8 protein-coding genes and 2 rRNA genes are annotated in these 10,436 nt (G+C 69.5%); 2 read left to right on the forward strand and 8 right to left on the reverse strand.

Annotated elements, in window-relative coordinates; all coding sequences use genetic code 11:
* Positions 1 to 192 precede the first annotated feature (192 nt).
* Genes O7604_RS27635 through O7604_RS27650 form a run of 4 tightly spaced genes read right to left on the reverse strand, consistent with a single transcriptional unit; the run spans position 193 to position 2,749 of the window.
* Positions 193 to 1,077, reverse strand: a complete 885-nt coding sequence (locus O7604_RS27635) for an NAD kinase (protein WP_269700393.1) — start codon at positions 1,075 to 1,077, stop codon at positions 193 to 195.
* Entirely contained in the window at positions 1,074 to 1,922 is an 849-nt protein-coding gene (locus tag O7604_RS27640) for a TlyA family RNA methyltransferase (protein WP_269700394.1), read from the reverse strand. Before O7604_RS27640 ends, O7604_RS27635 begins: the two co-directional genes overlap by 4 nt.
* Positions 1,923 to 1,943: 21 nt before the next feature.
* Complete coding sequence (locus O7604_RS27645) at positions 1,944 to 2,171, reverse strand: hypothetical protein (RefSeq protein WP_194799848.1); 228 nt, start codon at positions 2,169 to 2,171, stop codon at positions 1,944 to 1,946.
* Positions 2,168 to 2,749, reverse strand: coding sequence for a hypothetical protein (locus O7604_RS27650; protein ID WP_281578294.1), 582 nt, complete (start codon positions 2,747 to 2,749; stop codon positions 2,168 to 2,170). The genes O7604_RS27645 and O7604_RS27650 overlap by 4 nt, the downstream gene beginning before the upstream one ends.
* A 111-nt stretch (positions 2,750 to 2,860) precedes the next feature.
* Here O7604_RS27650 and O7604_RS27655 point away from each other — a divergent pair, with 111 nt between their 5' ends.
* Entirely contained in the window at positions 2,861 to 3,196 is a 336-nt protein-coding gene (locus O7604_RS27655; protein WP_269700399.1) for an SCP2 sterol-binding domain-containing protein, read from the forward strand.
* Positions 3,197 to 3,209: 13 nt separating this feature from the next.
* Here the strand turns inward: O7604_RS27655 and O7604_RS27660 are convergent, their stop codons facing one another.
* Both O7604_RS27660 and O7604_RS27665 read right to left on the reverse strand, forming a co-directional pair.
* A complete protein-coding gene (locus tag O7604_RS27660) occupies positions 3,210 to 4,277 on the reverse strand; it encodes an HAD-IIA family hydrolase (RefSeq protein WP_269700401.1) in 1,068 nt (355 codons plus the stop codon).
* Positions 4,274 to 5,236, reverse strand: coding sequence for a Replicase polyprotein 1ab (locus tag O7604_RS27665; protein ID WP_281578295.1), 963 nt, complete (start codon positions 5,234 to 5,236; stop codon positions 4,274 to 4,276). Before O7604_RS27665 ends, O7604_RS27660 begins: the two co-directional genes overlap by 4 nt.
* Here O7604_RS27665 and O7604_RS27670 point away from each other — a divergent pair.
* Positions 5,213 to 6,805, forward strand: a complete 1,593-nt coding sequence (locus O7604_RS27670; protein ID WP_281578296.1) for a hypothetical protein — start codon at positions 5,213 to 5,215, stop codon at positions 6,803 to 6,805. The genes O7604_RS27665 and O7604_RS27670 overlap by 24 nt on opposite strands.
* A 94-nt stretch (positions 6,806 to 6,899) precedes the next feature.
* Here the strand turns inward: O7604_RS27670 and rrf are convergent.
* A 5S ribosomal RNA gene (rrf, locus tag O7604_RS27675) occupies positions 6,900 to 7,016 on the reverse strand.
* A 75-nt stretch (positions 7,017 to 7,091) separates the two neighbouring features.
* Positions 7,092 to 10,201, reverse strand: a 23S ribosomal RNA gene (locus O7604_RS27680).
* Between the last annotated feature and the right edge of the window lie 235 nt (positions 10,202 to 10,436).

The raw sequence follows: 10,436 nt of genomic DNA on the forward strand, positions 1-10,436 counted from the left end.
CGACGCTCCGGCGTCCCGACCGTCGCGGCCCCGACCACCCCCTGGCCGAGCCCGCGACAGGTGGGCCGCATCCGGGAAGCGGCGGGCCTCACCGCCGCGCCCGGACTCACCTCATCGCGGCCCGTAGCCAACCGTAACGCGCGCCGGCGCCGGGACCGGTGGGCCGAACGGAGATTTTCGCTGAGCCGCTGGTCAGCGACGGTTGCCCCGCCAGCCCTGGACGGGTAGGTCGAACTTGGCCACCAGCCGGTCGGTGAACGGACGGGCCCGCAGCCGCACGATGCGCACCGGCAGCGTGCCCCGGCGCACCGTGACCCTGGCGCCGGGCGGCAGGTCGTAGACGCGCCGCCCGTCGCAGCAGAGCACGGCCAGGGTGGTGAACGGGTCGACGGTGATGACGAACGTCGACGTGGGCGCGGTCACCAACGGGCGGCTGAACAACGCGTGCGCGCTGATCGGCACCAGCAGCAGCGCCTCCACCTCGGGCCAGACCACCGGCCCGCCGCCGGAGAACGCGTACGCCGTCGAACCGGTCGGGGTCGCGCAGATCACGCCGTCGCAGCCGTACCGGGACAGCGGCCGGCCGTCCACGTCGACGAGCAGCTCCAGCATCTGGGCGCGTTCGCCCTTCTCCACGCTGATCTCGTTGAGCGCCCACGACTCGATGGTCGGCCCGCCCTCGAACTCGGCGGTGACGTCGAGGGTGAGCCGTTCGTCCACCGTGTAGTTGCGGTCGACGACGTCACGCACGGCGGTGTCCAGGTCGTCGATCTCCGCTTCGGCGAGGAAGCCGACCTTGCCCAGGTTGATGCCGAGCAGCGGCACCTTGGTCGGGCGGGCCAGCTCGGCGGCGCGCAGGAACGTGCCGTCCCCGCCGAGCGCGAACACGATCTCGGCGCCCTCGGCGGCCTGCGGGCCGGTCACCGGCACCACGCCCGGCAGGTCCAGGTCGTCGGCCTCCTCGGCCACCACCCGTACTTCGAACCCGGCGGCGATCAGGTCGGCGGCCACCGCGCGGGCGTGCTCGGTGCTGCGTCGACGGCCGGTGTGCGTGACCAGCAGCGCGGTACGGCTCACCCGGACACCTCCTCGGTCGTGGCCGCCGTCGCGGCGGCGCCCTGCGGGCCGGCGGCCACCACCGCGCGGACCCGCTCCGGATCCGCGGCGGGCGCGTCCCCGCGCAACCATACGAAGAACTCGACGTTGCCGCTCGGCCCGGGCAGCGGGCTGGCCGCCACGTCGGCGAGGCCGAGGCCGAGCCCGGCAGCGGCCGCGGCCACGTCGAGCACCGCCTCGGCGCGCAGCGCCGGGTCGCGGACCACGCCGCCGGCGCCGACGCGCTCCTTGCCGACCTCGAACTGCGGCTTGACCATCAGCGCCAGGTCACCGCCGGGCCCGGTGCACGCCGCAAGCGCGGGCAGCACCAGCCGCAGCGAGATGAACGACAGGTCGGCCACCGTCAGGTCGACCGGGCCGCCGATCGCCTCCGGCGTGAGGGTACGCACGTTCGTGCGCTCGAACACCCGCACCCGCTCGTCGGTCCGCAGCGACCAGGCGAGCTGCCCGTAGCCGACGTCCACGGCGACCACCTCGGCGGCGCCGCCGCGCAGCAGCACGTCGGTGAAACCACCTGTCGACGCCCCGGCGTCCAGGCAGCGCCGGCCGGTGACGGTCAGCCCGCCGGGGGCGAACGCGGCGAGCGCGCCGGCCAGCTTGTGGCCGCCCCGGGAGACGTACTCGTCGGCCGGGTCCTCGCCGGTGACCAGCAGCGGATCGGCCGGGTCGACCATCGCCGCCGGCTTGCGCGCCCGCACTCCGCGCAGCTGGACGCGACCGGCCTCCACGAGCGCGGCGGCCTGCTCCCGGGAGCGGGCCAGCCCGCGCCGGACGAGTTCGGCGTCCAGCCGGGTACGACGAGCCATCAGGTGTGTCTCCGCCTCTGCTCAGGCCTGGTCGATGGTGGCGAGGGTCTCGCGCAGCGTCTCGTACGCCGCCTCGTACTGGGCGATCTGGTCGGCCGGGGCGAGCGCCTCGGCGTTGGCCATGCCGAGCACCGCCGCGTCCACCGCCGGGTGGCTCGCCTCGCCGACCTCCTCGACCGGCGCGGGCCGTACCCCAGGCGGCGGTCCGGGCCGCGGACCCGGTGGCGGGCCGGGCCGGGGCGCGGTCACGAGCCGGCCGCCCGGCGCCCGGTGGCCTTCTTCGCCGGCGCGGATTCCGGGGTACGGGAGACCGTGGCCGGTGGCTTCTTCGCGATCGCCTTCTTGGCCACCGTCTTCTTCGCCACCGCCTTCGTCGGTGTCGTGGCCGGGGCCTTCGCGGGTGTCGTGGCCGGGGCGTCCGGCGGCGTGGCAGAGGCCGCCTCTGCCGGAGACGGCTCCGGCCTCGACGGCCCAGCCCCGGACGGCTCGGGCCCGGACGGCTCAGTGGCGCCCGGTTCGAGAGGGCCCCTCGCCTCGCGCAGCTGCCGCTCCAGGTCGTGCACCCGGCGGGTCAGCTCGGCGACCTCGTCGGCGGTGGCCAGGCCGACCGCGCCGAGCGCCCGGTCCACCTCGAAGCGGACCAGCTTGGTCAGCGACTCCCGGTTCGCCAGGCCGGTCGCGACCAGTTCCTCGGCGAGCGTCTGGAGCTGGGCGGCCGTCGCGCCGCCCTGGCCGACGACGCGCATGACCGCGTCCTGTGCCTTCTTCCGGGGCGCCTCCGTCAGGCCCATGGCCAGCTCGAGGTAGGCGCGCCACGCGTCCTGCATGCCTGAGTCCTTCCGCGGGGCGAGGTGTGCAGGTGCCACGCTACCGGGCACCCCGGACGCCCCATTGCGGTACGGTGCCGGGAACGGCGTGGTTCGTGGTGAGGAGACGATGTGGCCAGCGTGGACGAGTGCCGGCAGGCGTTGCACGATCTGGCCGCGCGGCTGGACCGCAACGCCGAGGCACAGGGCCGCATCGACCTCGACCGCACCCTGGCCTGCCGGATCACCGACCTCGGCACCGCGTTCCACGGGCGCCTGGAGGGCGGCCGGCTGGTCGACCTGGCCGACGGCGACGACCCGAAGGCGAAGATCGCGCTGAGCACCGGCAGCGACGACCTCGTCGCGCTGGTGAACGGCCGGCTCGACGTCATGTCGGCGGTGGCCTCCCGGCGGGTCTCGATCAAGGCGAACCCGTTCGACCTGATGAAGCTCCGCAAGCTGCTCTGAGCGGCCCGGCGCCTCAGTCGTCGAGCCCGAACGCGGCGAGGGCCTCCTGTGCCGCCGGGGACTGCGCCCGTACGCGCGGCTCGGCCGCCGTCGACCAGGCAGCCGCGCAGAGCGCGGCGAGCGCGTCCAGGGGCGGTCCCGCGCCGTCGAGCACCAGGTCCGCGCCGGCCTCCGTCACCGACCAGCCCCCGTCGGTCGCCCGGCCCGGCACCGCCACCACCGCGGCCGGGTCGAACAGCCCCGCCAGGTCGAACGAGACGTACGCGGGGCGGCGCTCCTCGGGTGCGGCCAGCAGCTCGGCGGCGTCACTGACCCCGGTGAGCACCAGCAGGCTGTCCAGCCCGGCCCGGCGGGCCCCCTCGATGTCGGTGTCCAGCCGGTCACCGACCACGAGCGTGCGCCCGGTCCCGGCCCGCCGCGCGGCGGTGGTGAACAGCGCCGGCTCCGGCTTGCCCACCACCACGTCGGGGTCGCGGCCGAGCGCGGTCCGCAGCACCGCGACGAGCGAGCCGTTGCCCGGTAGCGGACCGCGCGGGCTGGGCAGCGTGCGGTCGGTGTTCGTGGCGTACCAGGGTGCGCCCGCGCGGACCGCCAGGGACGCCTCGGCCAGGTCGGACCAGCCGACCTGCGGGCCGTAGCCCTGGGCCACCGCGGCGGGCTCCTCGTCAACCGTGGACACCGGCCGCAGGCCCACCGCCCGCAGCTCGGCGCGCAACGCCTCCGCGCCGACCACGAGCACCGGCGCGCTCTCGGGCAGCCGGTCCCGGAGCAGTTCGGCGGTGGCAGCCGCGGAGGTGAGCACCTCCGCCGGCTGCGCCGGGACGCCCATGCCGGTGAGCAGGTCGGCCACCTCGCTGGAGCGGCGGGAGGCGTTGTTCGTCGCGTACGCGACCGCGCGCCCCTCGGCGTGCAGCCGGCCGACCGCCTCGACCGCGCCGGGGATGGGCCGGTCGATCAGGTAGATGACGCCGTCGAGGTCGAAGACCACGAGCGAGTACGCGTCGACGAGCCGCCCCGCCCCGGCGCGGTCGGGTTCGCCCCGATCCGCGCCGGAGGCGGTGTCACCGGCGTACCCGGTCATCGGCGCTCCGCCGCCTCGCCCTCACCGGCCGCGGCGCCACCCGGCGCGGGCCGGTCGCCGTCGGCCTCGTCCGCGGTGGTGACCTGGTCGGCCGGGGTGGCCGCAGCCGGCGCCCCGGTCTCGGCGGCCGTCGTGACGGCGGCGGCCGGGGCGTCGGCGGCGATCGAGCCGGCCTCGGTGCCGGTCAGCTCGTCGTCGGCGAGGTCGTCGGCGTCGCCGCTCAGCCGCGCGTCGTCATCCCGGTCGTCGTCGTCATCGTCATCGTCATCGTCATCGTCATCGTCGTCATCGTCGTCGTCATCATCGTCATCGTCGTCATCGTCGGCCGACGCCTCGGACGTGTCCGCGTCGTCGTCCGGCTCGTCGTCGCCCTCGATGACCACGCCGTCCAGTTCCAGCAGCCGCTCGGCGGCGTCGGTCTCCCCCTCGGAGTCGACGTCGGCGGCCCGGGAGAACCACTCCCGCGCCTCCTCGCGCCGGTCCACCGCCAGCAGGGCATCCGCGTACGCGTACCGCAGCCGCGCCGCCCACGGCTCGGTCGAGTCGCCGGTCAGCTCGCGCACCTGGAGCATCGCCACCGCGGCGTCCTTCTGCCCGAGGTCACCGCGCGCCCCGGCGGCCACGATCAGCAGCTCGACCGCGACGGCCTGGTCGAGCTTGTCCCGGTCCGCGCCGCGGAACAGGTCGATCGCCCGCTCGGGACGGCCCAGCGCCCGCTCACAGTCGGCCAGTACCGCCAGGTGGCTCTGCAGGCCGCTCATCCGGTGGTACGTCCGCAGCTCGGCGATGGCCGTCTGCCACTCGCCCGCGTGGTACGCGGCCAGCCCGACAGCCTCCCGCACGGCGGCGATCCGCGAAGCGAGCCGGCGGGCCGCCATGGCGTGCGCCAGCGCCAGCGCCGGGTCCTCGTCGATCAGCAGGCCGGTCGCGACCAGGTGCCGGGCGACCGTCTCCGCCACCGGCTTGGCGAGGGAGAGAAGCTCCGCCCGGACGGCCGAGTCGAGGTCGCTCGCGACGACGTCGTCGGGCAGCTCCGGCGCCTCGCCGGTACGCCCCTCGCCGCGCTCGTCCTGGCGCTCCCGCTGCGGGCCGTAGCTGCCGCGGCGGTCGTCACCGCCCGGCCGGTCACCGTAGCCGCGGCGCTCACCGTCCCGCTCGCCCCGGAAGCCACCCGGCCGCCGGTCGTCACGTCGGTCGTCGCGCCGGAAGCCACGGTCGCGGTCGCCGCCACGGTCGCGGTCGCCGCCGCGGAACCCGCCGTCGCGGCGCTCACCGCCGGCGTAGCCCTCCCGGCGGTCGCCGCCCTGGTAGCCGCCCTCGCGACGGTCGCCACCACGGAAGCCACCCTCACGGGCGCCGCCTTCACGACGATCCCCACCACGGAAGCCACCGTCACGGTCACCGCCTTCACGACGATCCCCGCCACGGAAGCCACCCTCGCGACGGTCGCCTCCCCGGAAACCACCCTCGCGACGATCACCACCGGCGAAGCCGCCCTCGCGGCGGTCACCACCACGGAAGCCACCGTCGCGGCGCTCACCGCCGGCGTAGCCCTCCCGGCGGTCGCCGCCCTGGTAGCCGCCCTCGCGACGGTCCCCACCACGGAAACCGCCCTCACGACGATCACCACCGGCGAAGCCGCCTTCACGACGGTCACCACCGCGGAACCCGCCTTCACGGCGGTCGCCACCACGGAAGCCACTGTCCCGGGTGCCGCCTTCACGACGATCCCCGCCACGGAAACCGCCCTCGCGGCGGTCGCCGCCCCGGAAACCGCCCTCGCGGTCACCGCCGCGGAAACCGCCTTCGCGACGGTCACCGCCCGGACGGCTTCCACTCCGGAAGCCACCCTCACGGTCACCACCGCGGAAGCCACCCTCGCGGGCCCCGCCTTCGCGACGGTCTCCACCGCGGAAACCGCCCTCGCGGCGGTCGCCGCCCTGGTAGCCGCCCTCGCGGCGGTCGCCGCCCCGGAAGCCGCCTTCACGACGGTCGCCGCCCTGGTAGCCGCCCTCGCGACGGTCACCACCACGGTAGCCACCGTCGCGGGTACCGGCTTCGCGGCGATCGCCGCCGCGGAACCCGCCCTCACGACGCTCGCCGCCCCGGAAACCGCCGTCACGGTCACCACCGCGGAACCCGCCTTCGCGACGGTCACCGCCCGGACGGCTTCCACTCCGGAAGCCACCCTCACGGTCGCCACCACGGAAGCCGCCTTCACGACGGTCACCGCCGCCGAAGCCACCTTCACGACGGTCACCACCACGGAAGCCACCCTCGCGGCGGTCGCCGCCCTGGTAGCCGCCCTCGCGGCGGTCGCCACCACGGAAGCCACCCTCACGACGGTCGCCACCGCGGGCGCCACTGTCGCGGTCGCCACCACGGAAGCCGCCCGGGCGGTCGTCGCGGCCGCCCCGGTACGAGGGACGGTCATCGCGACGGCCGTCGCGGCCGGCGTCACCACGCCCCTGGCCACGGTCGGCGCGATCCTCGTAACGACGGGGGCGGTCCCCGCCCTGGGGTCCTGAGCTCACAGGTACATCCTTCCTGATGGCGTTTCCGCCGAGAACGCTAACGCAGTCGAGGGCCGCCCCTGCTGGGGCGGCCCTCGACTGGAAGTTTGTCCGGCGGTGTCCTACTCTCCCACACCCTCCCGAGTGCAGTACCATCGGCGCTGGAGGGCTTAGCTTCCGGGTTCGGAATGTTACCGGGCGTTTCCCCTCCGCCATGACCGCCGTAACTCTATGAACATGTCAACCAACCCTGGTGGGTGGTGGTTTGTTCAGAGTTGCACAGTGGACGCGTAGCAGCTTGGTAGTCAAGTCCTCGGCCTATTAGTACCGGTCAACTGAACCCGTTACCGGGCTTACATTTCCGGCCTATCAACCCAGTCGTCTAGCTGGGGGCCTTACCCCACAATGTGGGTGGGATACCTCATCTTGAAGCGAGCTTCCCGCTTAGATGCTTTCAGCGGTTATCCCTTCCGAACGTAGCTAACCAGCCGTGCCCCTGGCGGGACAACTGGCACACCAGAGGTTCGTCCGTCCCGGTCCTCTCGTACTAGGGACAGCCCTTCTCAAGTATCCTACGCGCACGGCGGATAGGGACCGAACTGTCTCACGACGTTCTAAACCCAGCTCGCGTACCGCTTTAATGGGCGAACAGCCCAACCCTTGGGACCTGCTACAGCCCCAGGATGCGACGAGCCGACATCGAGGTGCCAAACCATCCCGTCGATATGGACTCTTGGGGAAGATCAGCCTGTTATCCCCGGGGTACCTTTTATCCGTTGAGCGACACCGCTTCCACATGCCAGTGCCGGATCACTAGTCCCGACTTTCGTCCCTGCTCGACCTGTCAGTCTCACAGTCAAGCTCCCTTGTGCACTTGCACTCAACACCTGATTGCCAACCAGGCTGAGGGAACCTTTGGGCGCCTCCGTTACCCTTTAGGAGGCAACCGCCCCAGTTAAACTACCCACCAGACACTGTCCCTGAACCGGATAACGGTCCGAAGTTAGATACCCAAATCAACCAGAGTGGTATTTCAAGATTGCCTCCACCCATACTGGCGTATGGACTTCACCGGCTCCCACCTATCCTACACAAGCTAATTCAGATACCAATGTCAAGCTATAGTAAAGGTCCCGGGGTCTTTCCGTCCTGCCGCGCGTAACGAGCATCTTTACTCGTAATGCAATTTCGCCGGGCCTGTGGTTGAGACAGTGGGGAAGTCGTTACGCCATTCGTGCAGGTCGGAACTTACCCGACAAGGAATTTCGCTACCTTAGGATGGTTATAGTTACCACCGCCGTTTACTGGCGCTTAAGTTCTCCGCTTCGCCCCGAAGAGCTAACAGGTCCCCTTAACGTTCCAGCACCGGGCAGGCGTCAGTCCATATACATCGAATTACTTCTTCGCATGGACCTGTGTTTTTAGTAAACAGTCGCTTCCCCCTGCTCTCTGCGGCCATACAACGCTCCACCCGCGCGGGGCTTCACGTCTCCGGCCCCCCTTCTCCCTAAGTTACGGGGGCAATTTGCCGAGTTCCTTAACCACAGTTCGCCCGATCGCCTCGGTATTCTCTACCTGACCACCTGTGTCGGTTTGGGGTACGGGCCGCTAAGAACTCGCTAGAGGCTTTTCTCGGCAGCATAGGATCACTGACTTCACCTGAATCGGCTCGGCATCACGTCTCAGCCCTGATGGTGTGCGGATTTGCCTACACACCGGCCTACACGCTTACCCCGGCACAACCACCGGCCGGGCTCAGCTACCTTCCTGCGTCACCCCATCGCTTGACTACTACCCGCCAGGTTCCCACGCTCCCCACCATAGGTCCGAAGACCGCCGGCAGTTCGGGTGGTTAGCACAACGAGGTTCGTCAGGGTCGCTCTTTCGCGGGTACGGGAATATCAACCCGTTGTCCATCGACTACGCCTCTCGGCCTCGCCTTAGGTCCCGACTCACCCAGGGCGGATTAGCCTGGCCCTGGAACCCTTGGTCATCCGGCGGAAGGGTTTCTCACCCTTCTTTCGCTACTCATGCCTGCATTCTCACTCGTGCCGCGTCCACAACTGGGTCACCCCGCTGCTTCACCCCCGGCACGACGCTCCCCTACCCATCCACACACCTGCATACCCCATCAAGGAGGCACGAAGTTGAAATGTGAATGCCACAGCTTCGGCGGTGTGCTTGAGCCCCGCTACATTGTCGGCGCGGAACCACTTGACCAGTGAGCTATTACGCACTCTTTAAAGGGTGGCTGCTTCTAAGCCAACCTCCTGGTTGTCTATGCGACCCCACATCCTTTTCCACTTAGCACACGCTTAGGGGCCTTAGCTGGTGATCTGGGCTGTTTCCCTCTCGACTACGAAGCTTATCCCCCGCAGTCTCACTGCCGCGCTCTCACTTACCGGCATTCGGAGTTTGGCTGATTTCGGTAAGCTTGTGGGCCCCCTAGACCATCCAGTGCTCTACCTCCGGCAAGAAACACGCGACGCTGCACCTAAATGCATTTCGGGGAGAACCAGCTATCACGGAGTTTGATTGGCCTTTCACCCCTAACCACAGGTCATCCCCCAACTTTTCAACGTTGGTGGGTTCGGCCCTCCACGCGGTCTTACCCGCGCTTCAGCCTGCCCATGGCTAGATCACTCCGCTTCGGGTCTAGAGCATGCGACTAAAAACGCCCTATTCAGACTCGCTTTCGCTACGGCTCCCCCACACGGGTTAACCTCGCCACATGCCACTAACTCGCAGGCTCATTCTTCAAAAGGCACGCCGTCACCCCGCAAGGCTCCGACGGATTGTAGGCGAACGGTTTCAGGTACTATTTCACTCCCCTCCCGGGGTACTTTTCACCATTCCCTCACGGTACTCGTCCGCTATCGGTCACCAGGAAGTATTTAGGCTTACCAGGTGGTCCTGGCAGATTCACGGCAGATTTCAGGAGTCCGCCGCTACTCGGGAACACCCACAGAAGACCAGCAACTTTCACCTACCGGACTATCACCGTCTACGGTCAGCCATTCCAGACTGTTCGACTAGCCACTGATTTTGTAACTTCTCCAACAGATGTCAGTCTGTTGAGCAGGGTCCCACAACCCCGACCACGCAACCCCTGACAGGTATCACACGCCGCCGGTTTAGCCTCAATCCGCTTTCGCTCGCCACTACTCACGGAATCACTAATTTGTTTTCTCTTCCTACGGGTACTGAGATGTTTCACTTCCCCGCGTTCCCCCCACACACCCTATGTGTTCAGGTGCGGGTGACATCACATGACTGATGCCGGGTTTCCCCATTCGGACACCCTGGGATCACAGCTTGGTTGACAGCTCCCCCAGGCCTATCGCGGCCTCCCACGTCCTTCATCGGCTCCTGGTGCCAAGGCATCCACCGTTCGCCCTTGACAACTTGACCACAAAGATGCTCGCGTCCACTGTGCAATTCTCAACAAACAACCAACCCACAACCCACAGCCCCACACCTACAACCACCACATGATCACGGTTTGCGAGACCAGGCCGCGCCTGGCGCCTCACGCCCCCGGGAACATCGTCCACACGGGGCATCTCAAGGCTCTGAAACAACAACCACTCGGGTTGTTCCTTCAGGACCCAACAGGGTGCTTACATCCGCCACCAGCCGCACCACA

The organism is Micromonospora sp. WMMA1947 (assembly GCF_027497355.1).
Lineage (GTDB): Bacteria > Actinomycetota > Actinomycetes > Mycobacteriales > Micromonosporaceae > Micromonospora.

Excerpts from the sequence above, each read along its gene's own strand:
- O7604_RS27640 (WP_269700394.1), bottom strand. The coding sequence starts at position 1,922 with ATGGCTCGTCGTACCCGGCTGGACGCCGAACTCGTCCGGCGCGGGCTG.
- O7604_RS27650 (WP_281578294.1), bottom strand. The coding sequence starts at position 2,749 with ATGCAGGACGCGTGGCGCGCCTACCTCGAGCTGGCCATGGGCCTGACG.
- O7604_RS27660 (WP_269700401.1), bottom strand. The coding sequence starts at position 4,277 with ATGACCGGGTACGCCGGTGACACCGCCTCCGGCGCGGATCGGGGCGAA.